This is a genomic window from Methylopila henanensis (assembly GCF_042681025.1).
Taxonomy (GTDB): Bacteria; Pseudomonadota; Alphaproteobacteria; order Rhizobiales; family Methylopilaceae; genus Methylopila; species Methylopila henanensis.
In genome coordinates this window covers 70,813-86,293 of record NZ_JBHUER010000006.1, presented here as the reverse complement: position 1 = coordinate 86,293, position 15,481 = coordinate 70,813, and the positions used below count along the sequence as shown (strand labels likewise).

Annotated in this window: 17 protein-coding genes; 12 read left to right on the top strand and 5 right to left on the bottom strand. The window is 71.0% G+C overall.

Annotation, left to right across the window (positions count from 1 at the left end):
• Positions 1 to 19: 19 nt before the first annotated feature.
• On the bottom strand, positions 20 to 1,090 hold the full coding sequence (hemE, locus tag ACFSCV_RS09490; RefSeq protein ID WP_378799261.1) for a uroporphyrinogen decarboxylase: 1,071 nt from the start codon (positions 1,088 to 1,090) through the stop codon (positions 20 to 22).
• 374 nt (positions 1,091 to 1,464) lie between these two features.
• Here hemE and ACFSCV_RS09485 point away from each other — a divergent pair, with 374 nt between their 5' ends.
• The 5 genes from ACFSCV_RS09485 to dnaQ are packed head-to-tail and all read left to right on the top strand — an operon-like array spanning position 1,465 to position 5,133.
• Positions 1,465 to 2,331: a pyruvate, water dikinase regulatory protein gene (locus tag ACFSCV_RS09485; protein ID WP_378799259.1), complete on the top strand. Its 867-nt coding sequence runs from the start codon at positions 1,465 to 1,467 to the stop codon at positions 2,329 to 2,331.
• Between the two features lie 44 nt (positions 2,332 to 2,375).
• Positions 2,376 to 2,990, top strand: coding sequence for a Maf family protein (locus tag ACFSCV_RS09480; protein ID WP_378799257.1), 615 nt, complete (start codon positions 2,376 to 2,378; stop codon positions 2,988 to 2,990).
• Entirely contained in the window at positions 2,987 to 3,823 is an 837-nt protein-coding gene (locus ACFSCV_RS09475) for a shikimate dehydrogenase (protein WP_378799255.1), read from the top strand. The genes ACFSCV_RS09480 and ACFSCV_RS09475 overlap by 4 nt, the downstream gene beginning before the upstream one ends.
• A gap of 3 nt (positions 3,824 to 3,826) precedes the next feature.
• Complete coding sequence (gene coaE, locus ACFSCV_RS09470) at positions 3,827 to 4,420, top strand: dephospho-CoA kinase (RefSeq protein ID WP_378799253.1); 594 nt, start codon at positions 3,827 to 3,829, stop codon at positions 4,418 to 4,420.
• 5 nt (positions 4,421 to 4,425) lie between these two features.
• On the top strand, positions 4,426 to 5,133 hold the full coding sequence (dnaQ, locus tag ACFSCV_RS09465) for a DNA polymerase III subunit epsilon (protein ID WP_378799251.1): 708 nt from the start codon (positions 4,426 to 4,428) through the stop codon (positions 5,131 to 5,133).
• Between the two features lie 141 nt (positions 5,134 to 5,274).
• On the opposite strand, the gene secB is transcribed toward dnaQ, so the two are convergent.
• Together secB and ACFSCV_RS09455 are read right to left on the bottom strand one after the other, a co-directional pair.
• Positions 5,275 to 5,760, bottom strand: a complete 486-nt coding sequence (gene secB / locus ACFSCV_RS09460) for a protein-export chaperone SecB (RefSeq protein WP_378799249.1) — start codon at positions 5,758 to 5,760, stop codon at positions 5,275 to 5,277.
• A 156-nt stretch (positions 5,761 to 5,916) separates the two neighbouring features.
• Positions 5,917 to 6,369: an FxsA family protein gene (locus ACFSCV_RS09455; protein ID WP_378799247.1), complete on the bottom strand. Its 453-nt coding sequence runs from the start codon at positions 6,367 to 6,369 to the stop codon at positions 5,917 to 5,919.
• A 226-nt stretch (positions 6,370 to 6,595) separates the two neighbouring features.
• Between ACFSCV_RS09455 and ACFSCV_RS09450 the strand changes: the two genes are divergently transcribed.
• The 4 genes from ACFSCV_RS09450 to ACFSCV_RS09435 all read left to right on the top strand — a co-directional run bounded on the left by ACFSCV_RS09450 (position 6,596) and on the right by ACFSCV_RS09435 (position 9,536).
• Positions 6,596 to 7,312 (top strand): Tim44/TimA family putative adaptor protein, encoded by a 717-nt coding sequence (locus ACFSCV_RS09450; RefSeq protein ID WP_378799246.1) that lies wholly within the window; start codon positions 6,596 to 6,598, stop codon positions 7,310 to 7,312.
• Positions 7,313 to 7,332: 20 nt separating this feature from the next.
• Positions 7,333 to 8,499, top strand: a complete 1,167-nt coding sequence (gene mltA, locus ACFSCV_RS09445) for a murein transglycosylase A (RefSeq protein ID WP_378799244.1) — start codon at positions 7,333 to 7,335, stop codon at positions 8,497 to 8,499.
• Positions 8,496 to 9,080: a Smr/MutS family protein gene (locus ACFSCV_RS09440; RefSeq protein ID WP_378799242.1), complete on the top strand. Its 585-nt coding sequence runs from the start codon at positions 8,496 to 8,498 to the stop codon at positions 9,078 to 9,080. Before mltA ends, ACFSCV_RS09440 begins: the two co-directional genes overlap by 4 nt.
• Before the next feature lie 123 nt (positions 9,081 to 9,203).
• Positions 9,204 to 9,536 carry an acyl-CoA thioesterase gene (locus ACFSCV_RS09435; RefSeq protein ID WP_378799325.1) on the top strand — a complete coding sequence of 111 codons (333 nt, stop codon included), beginning with the start codon at positions 9,204 to 9,206 and terminating at the stop codon, positions 9,534 to 9,536.
• Positions 9,537 to 9,706: 170 nt separating this feature from the next.
• Here ACFSCV_RS09435 and ACFSCV_RS09430 read toward each other — a convergent pair whose 3' ends face one another.
• Both ACFSCV_RS09430 and ACFSCV_RS09425 read right to left on the bottom strand, forming a co-directional pair.
• On the bottom strand, positions 9,707 to 11,728 hold the full coding sequence (locus tag ACFSCV_RS09430) for a methylmalonyl-CoA mutase family protein (protein ID WP_378799323.1): 2,022 nt from the start codon (positions 11,726 to 11,728) through the stop codon (positions 9,707 to 9,709).
• A gap of 55 nt (positions 11,729 to 11,783) precedes the next feature.
• Positions 11,784 to 12,047, bottom strand: coding sequence for a GlsB/YeaQ/YmgE family stress response membrane protein (locus tag ACFSCV_RS09425; RefSeq protein WP_378799240.1), 264 nt, complete (start codon positions 12,045 to 12,047; stop codon positions 11,784 to 11,786).
• Between the two features lie 180 nt (positions 12,048 to 12,227).
• Here ACFSCV_RS09425 and ccrA point away from each other — a divergent pair, with 180 nt between their 5' ends.
• From ccrA to mnmE, 3 genes are all read left to right on the top strand, one after another.
• A complete protein-coding gene (ccrA, locus tag ACFSCV_RS09420; protein ID WP_378799238.1) occupies positions 12,228 to 13,517 on the top strand; it encodes a crotonyl-CoA carboxylase/reductase in 1,290 nt (429 codons plus the stop codon).
• A gap of 2 nt (positions 13,518 to 13,519) precedes the next feature.
• Positions 13,520 to 13,966: an aspartate 1-decarboxylase gene (gene panD / locus ACFSCV_RS09415; protein ID WP_378799236.1), complete on the top strand. Its 447-nt coding sequence runs from the start codon at positions 13,520 to 13,522 to the stop codon at positions 13,964 to 13,966.
• 196 nt (positions 13,967 to 14,162) lie between these two features.
• Positions 14,163 to 15,476, top strand: coding sequence for a tRNA uridine-5-carboxymethylaminomethyl(34) synthesis GTPase MnmE (gene mnmE, locus ACFSCV_RS09410; protein WP_378799234.1), 1,314 nt, complete (start codon positions 14,163 to 14,165; stop codon positions 15,474 to 15,476).
• Positions 15,477 to 15,481: the final 5 nt, after the last annotated feature.

Below are 15,481 nucleotides of genomic sequence, written 5' to 3'. Positions count from 1 at the left end.
GGCGACCGCGCGTCGAGGGTCACCCCCGCCGCACCCGCGCGACCATTTGGGCGACATGCTCTGGCGGGGTCTCCTGCCGCACGCCGTGGCCGAGGTTCACGATCAGCGGCCCGTGGCCGAGATCGGCCAGGACGCCGTCCACGGCCGCGTCGAGCGCCGCGCCGCCCGCGACCAGAGCGATCGGGTCCACGTTGCCCTGCAGCGCGACGCCCGCCGGCACGGCGGCGCGCGCAGCGGTCCGGTTCTCAGCGGTGGCGAGCCCGAAGGCGTCGGCCGGGACGGCGGCGGCGAAATCGGCGAGCTTCGCGCCGGCGCCGCGCGCGAAGGCGATGACCTTCACCTCCGGCGCGGCCGCCTTCACCTTCACGCAGATCGCGCGGATCGGCTCCGTCGACCAGCGCGCGAATTCGGCCGGGGGCAGGTCGCCGCTCCAGCTGTCGAACACCTGCACCGCCTGCGCGCCCGCCCGGACCTGCGCCAGCAGATGCGCGACGGAGGCCTCGACCAGCCGGTCGATCAGCGCCTGGAACGTCTCCGGCTCGCGATAGGCGAGCTTGCGGGCGGCGGCCTGCTCGTCGCCGCCGCGGCCGCCGACCATGTAGGTCGCGACCGTGTAGGGCGCGCCGCAGAAGCCGATCAGCGCGACCTCCGGGTCGAGCGCGGCGCGCACCCGCGCCACGGTCTCGTAGACCGGCGCGAGGAAGCCGAGGTCGATCTCCTCGCGGAGCTGCGCGAACTCCGCCAGCGACGCCACCGGGTCGAGCCGCGGCCCTTCGCCCTCGACGAAGCGGACCTCCTGTCCGAGCGCGTGCGGCACCACGAGAATGTCGGAGAACAGGATCGCGGCGTCGAGCGCGAAGCGCCGGATCGGCTGCAGCGTGACCTCGGTCGCGAACTCCGGCGTGTAGCAGAGATCGAGGAAGCTGCCGGCTCTGGCGCGAAGCTCCCGATACTCTGGGAGATAACGACCGGCCTGGCGCATGAGCCAGACCGGTGGAACCGTCTGGACCTCGCCGGAGAGCGCTTTCAAGAAGCGGGATTCGGCGCCTGCGGCGGAGGTCGCCGGCCGGTTCGTCACAGCACCGCCCACCGGCCCTGCTCCTCTCTAGATTCTAGAATCGACTCTTCTGCTTCTTTTTCTAGGGGCGGGCATTACAGCCGTTCCGGCATGTCCACAAGCCGCCCACATCTTGGCCCGCGTTAACCATCCGTTAAGACCTGTGGCGGACGCTCGTCCGGCAGGGCGTTAACGAGTTCTTCACCATTTCCACGCGGACGGCCGCCGCCGCCGTCCCGGATGCGAGCGGTGTTGATGATTTCGGCCGTCTCGGCGAAAATCGGCGGGAGCCCGAGCGCGGCGGCCGGATCATCCACAGCCGTCCACCGCTCCACACACGGCCCGCCCCAATCCGAACGCCGCTTCGCGCGTCCGGTTCCTCCGCTTGCGAAAGCCCGTTCCGCCCCATGTCGCCGGACCGCCGTTCGTTCCATTTCCACCTCGTCTCGGACTCGACCGGCGAGACGCTGGTCGCGGTCGCCCGCGCCGCGGCGTCGCAATACGCCGACATCGCGAGCATGGAGCATGTCTATCCGCTGGTGCGTTCGTCCCGGCAGCTCGACCGCGTGCTGGGCGAGATCGCCGACGAGCCCGGCATCGTGCTCTACACGCTGGTGGACGAGGAGCTGATCGGGACGCTGGAGGCCCGCTGCCGCGAGCTCGGCTGTCCCTGCCTCTCGGTGCTGGAGCCGGTGTTCACGCTGCTCCGCTCCTATCTCGGGGCCGAGCAGAACAAGCTGCCGGGCGCGCAGCACGTGCTGAACGCGGACTACTTCAAGCGCATCGACGCCCTCAACTACACCATGGCCCATGACGACGGGCAGTACGCCGATGACCTCGGCGACGCCGACGTGGTGCTGCTCGGCGTCAGCCGGACCTCGAAGACGCCGACCTCCATCTATCTGGCGAATCGCGGGGTGAAGACGGCGAATATTCCGCTCATCCCCGATCTTCCGCCGCCGCCCGGGCTGCAGGGCCTGAGGAAGCCGCTGATCGTCGGGCTGGTGGCCTCGCCCGAGCGGATCGTCGCCATCCGCCACAACCGGGTGCTCGGCCTGGAAGGCGCCATGCCCGGACGGCTTCAGGACGGCTCCTATGTGGACCCGGAAGCGGTCGCAGCCGAGCTCAACGCCTCCCGCCGTTTCTGCGCCCGGCACGGCTGGCCGACCATCGACGTGACGCGGCGGTCGATCGAGGAGACCGCGGCTGCCGTGATCGCGATGCTGACGGAGCACCGCGCGAAACGCTTCGCCGAGTCGATCGCCACCACCTGACCCGTTCCGCCGCCTGCGCCTGTTTTCCTGATCCGGACCCGTTCATGACCCTCTGGCTGCCGTCGTCTCCGCTGCTGCTCGCGTCGAAGAGCGCGATCCGCGCCAAGGTGCTGAGCGACGCCGGCCTTGCCGTCGAGACAATGCCGGCCGACATCGACGAGCGCGCGGTCGAGGCGGAGCTGACGGGCGAAGGCGCGACGCCCGCCAACGTCGCCGGCGCGCTCGCGGCGGCGAAAGCCGTGAACGTGTCGCTCAAGGCGCCGGGCCGGCTCGTGGTCGGGGCGGACCAGACGCTGGCGCTGGGGTCGGAGCGCTTCACCAAGCCCGCGGACCGCGAGGCCGGGCGCCGCCAGCTCGCGCGTCTGTCCGGGCGCACGCACACGCTGTCCTCCGGCGTCGCGCTCGCCATGGACGGGGTCGCGCTCTGGACCGAGGTCGACGATGCGCGGCTGACGATGCGGACGCTGTCGGACGCGTTCATCGAGAGCTACCTCGACGCGGCGGGCGAAGGCGCGCGGACCAGCGTCGGCGGCTACCAGTTCGAGGGCGTCGGCGCGCATCTGTTCGAGCGCGTCGACGGCGACTTCTTCACGATCCTAGGCCTGCCGCTGCTGCCGCTGCTCGCGGCGCTCCGTCGGGCGAAAGCGGTCGCGGCGTGAGCGGTTTCCCCCGCGCCTGCGTGCTCGGCTGGCCGGTCAGCCAGTCACGCTCGCCTTTGATCCACAACCACTGGCTGGCGACCTACGGCATCGCCGGGGGCTACGAGCGGGCGGAGATCACGCCGGCTGATTTCGAAGGCTTCGTCCGCGGCCTCGGCGCGGCCGGTTTCGTCGGCGGCAACGTCACCGTGCCGCACAAGGAGGCCGCGTTCCGGCTCGTGGACGAGGCGGACGCCAGCGCCGCCGATCTCGGCGCGGTGAACACGCTCTGGTTCGAGGACGGCCGGCTGTTCGGCGGCAACACCGACGGCGTCGGTTTCCTGGCCAATCTCGACGAGGCGGCGCCGGGCTGGGAGGGCGAAAGAAAGCTCGCGGCCGTCATCGGCGCAGGGGGAGCCGCGCGGGCGGTGGCCCATGCGCTCGGGAAGCGGGGCTTCGAGCGGGTCGCCGTGGTTAACCGCACGCGGGAGAAGGCGGAGGCCATCGCCCCGCTCGCGGGCCGGGCGGGCGTCGCCGGCGGCCTGGACGACCTGTGGCGCTTCCTGCCGGACGCCGATCTCGTGGTGAACGCCACCTCGCTCGGCATGGCGGGCAAGGGCGCGCTGGAGGTCCATCTCGGCGAGCTGCCCGAACGGGCGGTGGCGACCGATCTCATCTATGTGCCGCTCGAGACGCCGTTCCTGGCGGACGCCCGCGCCCGCGGGCTCAGGACGGTGGACGGCCTCGGCATGCTGCTGCATCAGGCGGCGCCGGGGTTCGAACGCTGGTTCGGCGTCAGGCCCGAAGTGACCCCGGAGCTGCGCGCGCTCGTCGTGGCGGACATCGGGAGCTGAGCGGTGATCGTCATCGGCCTCACCGGCTCGATCGGCATGGGCAAGTCCACCACCGCGAGGCTGTTCGCGGAGGAGGGCGTTCCCGTGCATGACGCCGACGCCACCGTGCACGCGCTCTACTCCGGCGCCGCGGCGCCGCTGGTCGAGGCGGCGTTCCCCGGCGTGATCCGCGACGGCGTGGTCGACCGCAAGGAGCTGGGGACGAGGGTCATCGGAAAGCCCGAAGCGCTCGCGAAGCTGGAAGGGATCGTCCATCCTCTGGTGCGCGCGGCCGAGGCTGAATTTCTGGCGGCGCGGCGGGCCGAAGGCGCTACAGCCGTGGTGCTGGACATTCCGCTGCTGTTCGAAAGCGGCCGCGCCTGCGACGTGGATTTCGTCGCGGTGGTGAGCGCCGGCGCCGAGGAGCAGCGGCGCAGAGTTCTGGAGCGACCGGGAATGACCGAGGAGACGTTCCGCGCCGTGCTCGCGCGCCAGACGCCGGACGCGGAGAAGCGCGCCCGCGCTGACGTCGTGATCGACACCTCGCGCGGGGTGGAGGCGGCGCGCGAGCAGGTGCGCGCGCTGCTCGCCGGCCTCAACGACCGTCGGAAGGACTGAACAGCATGCGCGAGATCGTGCTCGACACCGAAACAACAGGCCTGGACCCGCTCAGGGGCGACCGGATCGTCGAGATCGGCTGCGTCGAGCTCCTGAACCGGATTCCGACCGGATCGCACTGCCACATCTATATCAATCCCGAGCGCGACATGCCGGAAGAGGCGTTCCGCGTGCACGGGCTGTCGTCGGAGTTCCTCGCGGACAAGCCGGTGTTCGCGGACGTGGTCGACGAGTTCCTGGCCTTCATCGACGAGGACGCGCTCGTCATCCACAACGCGGCCTTCGACGTCGGCTTCCTCAACGCCGAGCTGAAGCGCGTCGGCAAGCCCGAGATCGGCAACTACCGCGTCATCGACACGCTGGCGTTGGCGCGGCGCAAGAACGCCGGCGGCTCGAACTCGCTCGACGCGCTGTGCCAGCGCTACGGCATCGACAATTCGCGCCGGACCAAGCACGGCGCGCTGCTCGACAGCGAGATTCTGGCGGAAGTCTATCTGGAGCTGCTGGGGGGCCGTCAGGCCTCGCTCGGCCTGTCGCCGCTCGACGGCCGCGGCATGCGGGCGGGCGAGAAGCTCGCGCCGCGCCCGACGCCGCTCGCCCCGCGGCTGTCGGCGAAGGACATCGAGGAGCACCTCGCCTTCATCGCGACCTTCGGCAGCGAGCCGATCTGGCGGGAGTATCTCGAGTCGCCCGACGCCGTCGCGGCGGAGTGAGGCCAGAGGCCCCACGTCCAACCCTTCATCATGGTCCGGCTTGACCGGACCATCCATCTCCGCGCTGGCGCTCGGCGTCTCATCCGAGACTGACTTAAGCGCGATCCCGGCCCGCGTGGCGAGGCCGGGACGCCGTCATGCTCAGTTCGGAGCGCCCGCCTGCTCCTGCAGGGCGGCGGCCTCTTCGGCGCGGGCGCGGTAGAGCGCGGCGAAATCGACCGGGTCGATCATCAGCGGCGGGAAGCCGCCGTTGCGCACGGCGTCCGCAACGATCTGGCGCGCGAACGGGAACAGCAGCCGCGGGCATTCGATCATCACGACCGGATGGAGCTGCTCCTCGGGGATGTTCACCACGCGGAACACGCCGCCGTAGGACAGGTCGACCCGGAAGATCTGGGCGTCGCCGTCCTTGGCCTGGCCTTCGATCGCGAGCTCGACCTCGAAGTCGGTGTCGCCGACCTTGCGGGCGTTGACGTTGACCTTGATCTCGATGTTGGGCGAGCCCTGACGCGGCGCGAGCGAGCGGGGCGCGTTGGGGTTCTCGAAGGAGAGGTCCTTGGCGTACTGCGCGAGGACGTTGATCGCGGGCAGCTTGCTGGGATCCGGAGCGCCGTTGGTGTTCGCCATTTCGGTGGTCTCTCGCTGGCGGTGATGACTTCGACCGGCCGATCGACCAAGCCGCTTTTCAGACGCGGCGGCGTACCATGGCGGCGCGAGGGGCGGCAAGCGCGCGGAACCCTACGGAGCCGGACGTCCAGCTCCGTCTTCCGTCGTAGGAAGACCTCAGGCGCCGGGGCGTCGCGCCGGCTCGACCTCGCGCCATTCGCGCGCGTCGAGGTCGACCATGGCGTCGCCGGTGGGACGGGCCGCCGCGCGGGGGCGCGGGTCGGCCGGGACAGGCGCGCCGGCGAACAGCCGCCGGATGCGTCCGCGGAACTCGGGCACGAGCGCCAGCACGCCGATCGCGTCGGTGATGAAGCCCGGAACGGCGAACAGCAGGCCGGCGAGGCCCCGCATGCCCCTCGATCCGTCGAGCGCCAGCGTCGTCAGACGCCCGCCGCGCCTCAGCTCGGTGCGGGCTTCCGTGATCAGCGAACCGAGCATCGCGATGCCGATGGCGGAGAACGCCACCTGCAGCAGGATGGCCTTGCCGACGCCGATCATCGACGCGACGAGCGCGAAGGCGACGATCTCCAGCACCGGAAGCGCGAGAAGAAGTCCGAGAAGTCGAGGCATGACGTGTCCGTGAGGGTCCTTGTGCGGAAGGGCCGCGATCCGTCATGTGGGAACGCCTCGGCCGGTCGCCAAGGTTCCCGCCGTCCGCACGATTCCGTGGCCTGCGGGCTCACGTCTCCGTCACGTCGTCGCATTCGCCCCGCGCGACTGGATCGAAACGGCCGGACGTCACATATAGAAAGCGCCGGCGGCTCCGCCGGCCAAGGTCACACGAGCGCGAGACCCGATGAGCAGCGAAGGCTTCGACATCTACACGATCATCATTCTGGTGTTGGCCGTGTTCATCTTCGTCCGCCTGCGCTCGGTCCTCGGCACGCGCACGGGCAACGAACGGCGTCCCGATATCGCGCCGCGCTCGCCGCAGCCGGCGCCGGACGCTCCCGCCGACAACGTGACGCATCTGCCGCAGCGTCCGTCCGATCCCGCCCGGGACGCGGAGGCGTCCGCCGAGCCGGCGGCCGACCGCTGGGCCGGCGTCGCGTCGCCGGACAGCCCGGTCGCCCGCGGCCTCGACGAGATCGCCGCGGCCGAGCGCGGCTTTGACGCCCGCCAGTTCCTGACCGGCGCCCGCGCCGCCTACGAGATGATCGTCTCCGCCTTCGCCGCCGGCGACCGCAAGACGCTGAAGCCGCTGCTCGCCAAGGACGTCTTCGACAATTTCAGCGCCGCGATCGCCGACCGCGAGAGCCGTAGCGAGACGGTCGAGTCGAGCTTCGTCTCGATCGAGAAGGCCGAGTTCACCGGCGCCGAGGTCGTGGGCCGCAGCGCCCAGCTCACCGTGCGTTTCGTGTCGAAGCTGATCAACGCCACCCGCGACCGCGACGGAACGGTGATCGACGGCGATCCGACCGCGATCGTCGACATCGTCGACGTCTGGACCTTCGCGCGCGAGCTCAACTCCCGCGATCCGAACTGGCGCCTGATCTCGACCGAAGCGGTCTGATCGCGGCCTCGAGGCGGGGTATGGCTCCGCGCGCCAGGGCGGCGATCGTCGCCGTCGCGGCCGGCCTCGCCGGGCTGTCGTTCGCGAGCTCGACGCGGGCGGAGATCGGCGACGGGCTCGAGCCGGTCGCCTATTCCGAGCTCGACGGCTGGGCCGCGGACGATCACCTCGCGGCCTTCGGCGCGTTCCAGAAATCCTGCCGCGCCCTCGTCGACCGGGTTCCGCCGCTGCGGGCCGCGCTGCCGCCGCCGCCCGCGCTCGAGCCGATCTGCCGCGACGCGCTCGGCCAGGACGCGCCGGCGACGGCGGAGGACGCGCGGCGCTTCTTCGAAACGCGGTTCCGGCCGGTGCGCGCCGGGCGCGGGATCCTGACCGGCTACTACGAGCCGGAAGCGGCGGGCTCGCTCACCCGCACCGAGACCTTCGACACGCCGCTGCTCGCCCGCCCCGACGATCTCGTGGACCTCGCCGATGGCGCGGCGCGGCCCGAGGGCGTGCCCGACAACCTCACCGCGGCGCGTCAGACTGGCGGGCGGTTCGAGCCCTATCCGACCCGCGCGGAGATCGAGGACGGGGCGCTTGGGCCCCGCGCCCGGCCGCTCGTCTGGCTGTCGCGCGTCGACGCCTTCTTCGTGCACATCCAGGGCTCGACGCGGGTGAGGCTGCCCGACGGAAAGATCGTCCGCATCGCCTATGCCGGGCGCAACGGCCAGCCGTTCACGCCGATCGGTCGGCTGCTGGTGCAGCGTGGCGAGATGGCGAAGGACGTCGCCTCGATGCAGGCGCTGCGCGCCTGGCTCGCCGCGCGCCCGGCGGAGGGCCGCGCGGTCATGCGCGAGAACCGCTCCTACATCTTCTTCCGCGTCGACGACGCGCTGCGGCCGGAGGACGGCCCCCGCGGGGCCCAGGCCGCGCCGCTGACCGCCGGCCGCAGCATCGCGGTCGACCGGCAGCTCTGGGCCTATGGCCTGCCGTTCTGGATCGAGGGCCGGTTCCCCTCGACGGTGGGCGGCGGGCCGATCCGGCGCCTGACGATCGCGCAGGACACGGGATCGGCGATTCTGGGACAGGCGCGCGGCGATTATTTCGCCGGCTCAGGAGATGACGCCGGGGCGGTCGCCGGCGGCATGCGCGAACAGACGGGCTTCTTCGCGCTGCTTCCGCGCGACTCCGGACGGGACCAGTGACCGGCCGCGGCTCCCGACGCACCCGCCGCCTGAGCGAGGGCGAGCGGGCGTTGTGGGACGCGGTCGCGAAGACCGTTCGTCCTCTCGCGCCACGGCCGCCGGAGCCGGAGCCCGCGCCGCCGGCCGAGACCGCCCCCGAACCCGCGGCGAAGCCCAAGCCGGTCCCCGCCGCGGCGGCTCCTCGGGGCGTCGCCGCGCCCAGGACTCCCGCGCCCCCGCCGCTCGCGCCGCTCGAGCCGAAGCTGCGCCGCCGCCTGACCCGCGGGGTCGTCGCCATCGACGCGCGCATCGATCTCCACGGGCTGAGGCAGGACGAGGCGCATCGCCGGCTGGCGGCGTTCCTGGTCAGCGCGCAGGCCGGCGGATGCCGCGTCGTGCTGGTGATCACGGGCAAGGGGCGGCCGGACGACGGCGGCGACTGGTTCGGTCCGGAGCGCGGAGTCCTGCGCCGTTCGGTGCCGATGTGGCTGTCGTCGCCGGCGGCGCGTTCCGTCGTGGTCGGCTTCGAGACGGCGGACGCGGTCCATGGCGGCGTCGGCGCGCTCTATGTGCGCATCCGGAAAGCCGGCCCCCGGCGCTGAATTTGGTCGCGCGGCGGGGCCGCTGCTGATACATCGGAATTCTACTAAAGTTGAAGCTGGGGCGAGAGTGTCGTGAGCGCGGAACAGCCTCCTGCCGGCGCGCCGGTCATCCGCACGATCGCGATGCCCGCGGACACCAACCCTGCGGGCGACATCTTCGGCGGCTGGCTGATGGCGCAGATGGACCTCGCCGCGGGCAACGTCGCCGCCCGCGTCGCCCGCGGCCGCTGCGCCACCGTCGCGGTCGACCAGATGACGTTTTTGAGCCCGGTGCTGGTGGGCGACGAGGTCAGCTTCTACGGGACGGTGGTGAAACGCGGGCGCACCTCGATCCGCATCCACATCGAGGCGTGGCGTCGCCCGCGCGAGGGCGACGACCTGCAGCGGGTGACCGAGGCCACCTTCACCTTCGTCGCCATCGACGACGACCGCCGGCCGCGGCCGTTACCGGAGTGAGTTGAGGCAGCGCCCGTTCTTGTCCCGGCCTTGAGCCGGGACCCAGACACGGCAACCTCTGCTGGGAGTATGCGCGGCTCGCGCGCGGGCGGGCGCCGAACGTCGGGATTCTGGGTCCCGGCTCAAGGCCGGGACAAAGACGGCGCTGAGGGTGAAGGCGACCCGGCCGCTTACGCCGCTTCCTTGTGCGCGGTCTCGGCGATGCGGACGATGTCGGCCATGATCCGGGTGAGGTCGAAGTTCTTCGGCGTGTAGACCGCCGCGACCCCCATCGCCTTGAGCTGCGTCTCGTCCTCCGGCGGGATGATGCCGCCGACGATCACGGGCACGTCGTCGATGCCTTCCGCGCGCATGCGCTCCAGCACGTCGCGGACCAGCGGCACGTGGCTGCCGGACAAGATCGACAGGCCGACGACGTGGACGCCCTCTTCCAGCGCGGCGTTGACGATCTCGGCGGGCGTGAGGCGGATGCCCTCGTAGACGACCTCGAAGCCGCAGTCGCGCGCGCGCACCGCGATCTGCTCGGCGCCGTTGGAATGGCCGTCGAGGCCGGGCTTGCCGACCAGCAGTTTCAGGCGGCGCCCGAGGCGGGCCGAGGCGGCCTCGACCTCCTTGCGCACGCGCTCGATCTCCTCGCCGCCGGCGTCCGGCCGGACGGCGCGGCCGACGCCGGTCGGCGCGCGGAACTCGCCGAAGATGTCGCGCAGGGTCTGGCCCCATTCGCCGGTGGTGACGCCGGCCTTCGCCGCGGCGATCGACGGCTCCATGATGTTGCGGTCTTCCCTCGCGGCGGCGGCGAGGTCGGCCAGCGCCTTCTCCACCGCTTTGCCGTCGCGCTGCGCGCGCCAGGCGTTCAGCCGCTCGATCGCCTCCTGGCCGACGCTTTCCGGCACGGTCTGGATCGCGCCCGATCCGGTCGACAGCGGCGAGGGCTCGGTCTCCTTCCAGCGGTTGACGCCGACGACGATCTGCTCGCCGCTCTCGATCGCCGCGAGCCGCTTGGCGTTCGACTCCACCAGCCGGCCCTTCATGTAGCCAGACTGCACCGCGGCGATGGCGCCGCCCATCTCGTCGATGCGGGCGAGCTCGGCGCGCGCCTCCTGCTTCAGCTCCTCGACCTTGGCGTTCATGACCTCGGAGCCGTTGAAGATGTCGGCGTATTCGAGGATGTCGGTCTCATAGGCCAGGATTTGCTGGGCGCGCAGCGACCATTGCTGGTCCCACGGCCGCGGCAGGCCGAGCGCCTCGTTCCAGGCGGGGAGCTGCACCGCGCGGGCGCGGGCGTCCTTCGACAGCGTGACGGCGAGCGTTTGGATCAGGATGCGGTAGACGTTGTTCTCGGGCTGCGGCTCGGTCAGGCCGAGCGAATTGACCTGCACGCCGTAGCGGAAGCGGCGGCTCTTGGCGTCCTTGACGCCGTAGCGGTCGCGCGTGATCTCGTCCCAGAGATCGACGAAGGCGCGCATCTTCGCGATCTCGGTGATGAACTTCATCCCGGCGTTCACGAAGAACGAGATGCGCTGCACCGTCTGGGCGAACACCTCCTCGCTCGGGTTGGTCGCCTTGACCTCGTCGAGCACCGCGATGCCGGTCGCGAGCGCATAGGCGAGCTCCTGCACCGGCGTCGCGCCGGCCTCCTGCAGGTGGTAGGAACACACGTTCATCGGGTTCCACTTCGGCATCTCCTTCGTGGTGAAGGTGATGACGTCGCGGATCAGCCGGAGCGACGGCGCGGGCGGGAACACATAGGTGCCGCGCGACAGATATTCCTTGATGATGTCGTTCTGCGTCGTGCCGTTCAGCGCGGCCTTGTCGGCGCCCTGCTCCTCGGCCAGCGCCGCGTAGAGCGACAGCAGCCAGGCCGCCGTCGCGTTGATCGTCATCGAGGTGTTCATCTGGGCGAGCGGGATGCCGTCGAACAGCGCCCGCATGTCGCCGAGATGGGAGACCGGCACGCCGACCTTGCCGACCTCGCCGCGCGAGAGGATGTGGTCCGGGTCGTAGCCGGTCTGGGTCGGCAGGTCGAAGGCGACCGAGAGGCCGGTCTGTCCCTTGGCGAGGTTCGACTTGTACAGTCGGTTGGACTCCGCGGGGGTGGAATGGCCCGCATAGGTCCGGATCAGCCAGGGTTTGTCCGCCATAAATCCGCGCTCGCCTTGCCTCGTCGCAGGCGGTCGCTCCGCCCGCGACAGTCTTTAGCCCAGCGATGCTGCGCCGCAATGGGCAGATCGTCGAGCAGACTTTCGGTCAGACGCGCCGGAACAGCCCGATGATCAGCAGAAGAACGATCGCGCCGATCGTGGCGCCGATGATCTGGCCGAGCACGCCCGGACCGACGAAAATCCCGAGCTTCGCCAGCAGCCAGGCGCCGATCACCGCGCCAAGGATGCCGACGATCACGTTGCCGATGATTCCGAGGCCGTAGCCGCGCACCACGAGGCCCGCGAGCCATCCGGCGACGCCGCCGATCAGCAGGATGGCGAGGATTCCGTATCCGGCGAAGACTTCCATGGCGCGCTCCCGAGCCGTTCCGCGGGGCTTGTTCCCGCACTGCGCCGAAACTAGCGCGGCGCGCGCGTTAGACTATCTGGCGCCGCAACATGAGGCCATCGTCGCATTGCGTCCTTTCGAGCCGGCGTCATATTGCCCGGCGGATCGAACGGTTTTCTCTTGATTGCGAGAGACGAGAACATGGCCTCTTCCTCCGAGCGCAAAGACCTTTACGAGCTGGGCGAAGTCCCGCCCCTCGGCCACGTGCCGGCGAACATGTACGCCTGGGTCGTGCGCAAGGAGCGCCATGGCCCGCCCGAAAGCGCCAACGAGCTCGAGGTCGTGCCCGTCTGGGAGATCGGCGAGGAGGAGGTGCTGGTCTACGTCATGGCGGCCGGCGTCAACTACAACCACGTCTGGGCGTCGCTCGGCGAGCCGGTCTCCCCGCTCGACGTGCACAAGCTTCCGATCCACATCGGCGGTTCCGACGCCTCCGGCATCGTCTGGGCGGTCGGCTCCAAGGTGAAGCGCTGGAAGGTGGGCGACGAGGTCATCATCCACTGCAACCAGGACGACGGCGACGACGAGGAATGCAATGGCGGCGACCCGATGTTCTCGCCCTCGCAGCGCATCTGGGGCTACGAGACGCCTGACGGCTCCTTCGCCCAGTTCTGCCGGGTGCAGTCGCGCCAGCTCATGCCGCGGCCGAAGCACCTCACCTGGGAAGAGGCCGCCTGCTACACGCTGACCCTCGCCACCGCCTACCGCATGCTGTTCGGCCACGCGCCGCACAGTCTGAAGCCGGGCGACAACGTGCTGGTGTGGGGCGCCTCCGGCGGCCTCGGCGTGTTCGCGGTGCAGCTGATCGCGGCCTCGGGCGCGAACGCGATCGGCGTCATCTCCGACGAGTCGAAGCGCGACTACGTGCTGGGCCTCGGCGCCAAGGGCGTCATCAACCGCAAGGACTTCAACTGCTGGGGCCAGCTCCCGAAGGTGAACTCGCCGGAGTTCCACGCCTGGACCAAGGAGGCGCGCGCCTTCGGCAAGGCGATCTGGGAGATCACCGGCAAGGGCAACGACGTCGATATAGTGTTCGAGCATCCGGGCGAGGCGACCTTCCCGGTCTCCTGCCTTGTGGTGAAGCGCGGCGGGATGGTGGTGTTCTGCGCCGGCACCTCCGGCTTTAACATCACCTTCGACGCGCGCTACGTCTGGATGCGGCAGAAGCGCATCCAGGGCTCGCACTTCGCGCATCTGAAGCAGGCCTCGGCCGCGAACAAGTTCGTGCTCGACCGCCGCGTCGACCCCTGCATGTCGGAGGTGTTCACCTTCGCCGATATCCCGAAGGCCCACACCAAGATGTGGAAGAACCAGCACGCCCCCGGCAACATGGCGGTGCTGGTGAACTCCCCGCGGCCGGGCCTGCGGACGGTCGAGGAGGTCATCGAGGCCGAGCCGCTCCAGGCCGTCGCCAAGGCCGCCGCGGCCTGACGATGCAGCGCTTCGTCCGCGCCAAGCTGCACGGGCTCCGCGTCACCGGCGCGGACCTGAACTACCACGGCTCGATCACGATCGACGCGGAACTCTGCCGCGCCGCCGGGCTCGAGCCGCTGGAGTTCGTCGAGATCTGGAACAAGATGTCGGGCGCCCGGATCTCGACCTACGTGCTCTATGGCGACCCCGGCTCGCGCTGCTGCATCCTCAACGGCGCCGCGGCGCGCACCTGCCAGATCGGCGACGAGGTGATCATCGCCTCGTCCGAATGGGGCTCGTTCGAGGATGTCGCCGCCATCAGCCCCAAGGTGCTGACCTTCCGCGACGGCAACGAGATCGACGAGCGCATCGTCTACCGCGTGTTCCGCAACGCCGCCGGCGAGCGCGACATGGCGATCGAGACTGACGCCGGCGCGCCCCTCGCGGTGCGCGATCTGGTTGGGTGACTGAACAGGGACGTCACTGTCCGGCTTGGCCGGAGCGTCCATGCCCGGCGTAGAGCTTTGTCGGGCGCCCATCTTTCCCCCGCCTCGCAACCACCGGATTGCCTCTCCGCCGCCCCAACGCCTAGGGATGGGCTGAGGCGAATGGGTCATGGGGCACGGGATGCGCGCGGACGAAACCTCTGACGTCGCGGCGTCCATGGCGCGCGACACCATCGTCGCGGTGTCGACGGCTCCCGGGAAGGCGGCGGTCGCGGTGCTGCGGCTGTCCGGTCCGCAGGCTGGCGCGGCGCTCGACGCGATCGTCGGCGGACGCCCGGCGCCGCGGGTCGCGGCCTACCGCGCGCTCCGGAACCCGCCCACGGGCGAACTGCTCGACCGCGGACTGGCGCTTTGGTTTCCGGGACCGGCCAGCGCCACCGGCGAGGACGCGGCCGAGCTGCACGTCCATGGCGGGCGTGCGGTCGTCGCGGCCGTGCTCGACGCCGCGCTCGTTCTGCCCGGCCTCCGCGCGGCGGAGCCGGGCGAGTTCGCCCGCCGCGCCTTCCTCGCCGGCAAGCTCGACCTCGCGGAGGCGGAAGGCCTCGCGGATCTGATCGACGCGGAGACGGAAGCCCAGCGGCGCCAGGCGGCGCGGCAGAGCGAGGGTGCGCTGTCGGAGGTCGTGGACGGCTGGCGCGAGCGGCTGGTCGCCGCCATGGCGCTGGTCGAGGTCGGCATCGATTTCGTCGACGAGGACGACGTGCCCGCGGCCGCCCGCGAGCAGGCCTTCGGGGCCGTCGCTGAGCTGGCGGAGGCGTTGCGCGCGGCGCTCGCCGACACCCGCGCGGAGCGACTGCGCGACGGGTTCCGGGTCGCGATCGTCGGCGCGCCGAACGCGGGCAAGTCGTCGCTGCTGAACGCCCTCGCCCGCCGCGAGGTGGCGATCGTGACCGACGCGCCGGGCACGACGCGCGACGTGGTCGAGGTTCGCCTCGACCTCGGCGGCTATCCGGTGCTGGTCGCGGACACCGCCGGCCTGCGCGACGCCGCCGACGCCGCAGAGCGCGAGGGCGTGCGGCGCGCGCTGGTCCGGGCTCGGGAGGCCGATCTCGTGCTGTGGCTTCGGGACGCCTCCGCGGCCGGGCATGAGCCCGCGCCCGAGACCGGGGGATGGCTGTGGCGCGTGGCGAGCAAGATCGATCTGGTCGCGGCGCCGTCGGACGCCGATCACGGCGTATCGACCGCGAGCGGCGCCGGCGTCGACGCACTGATCGCGGCGATCGCCGAGGCGGCGCGCGACGCCCTTGGGGGCGCCGAGCATGCGGGATTGACGCGGGCGCGGCATCGCGAGGCGCTGCAGGCGGCGCTCGATGAACTGGACGCGGTGCTCGGAAGCTGGCCGTCGCTGGCGGACGAGCTGGTCGCGGAGGGGCTGCGCCGGGCCGCGACGGACCTTGGGCGCATCGCCGGCCGGGTCGGCGTCGAGGACGTGCTGGACCGACTGTTCGCAAGCTTCTGCATCGGCAAATGACGGAG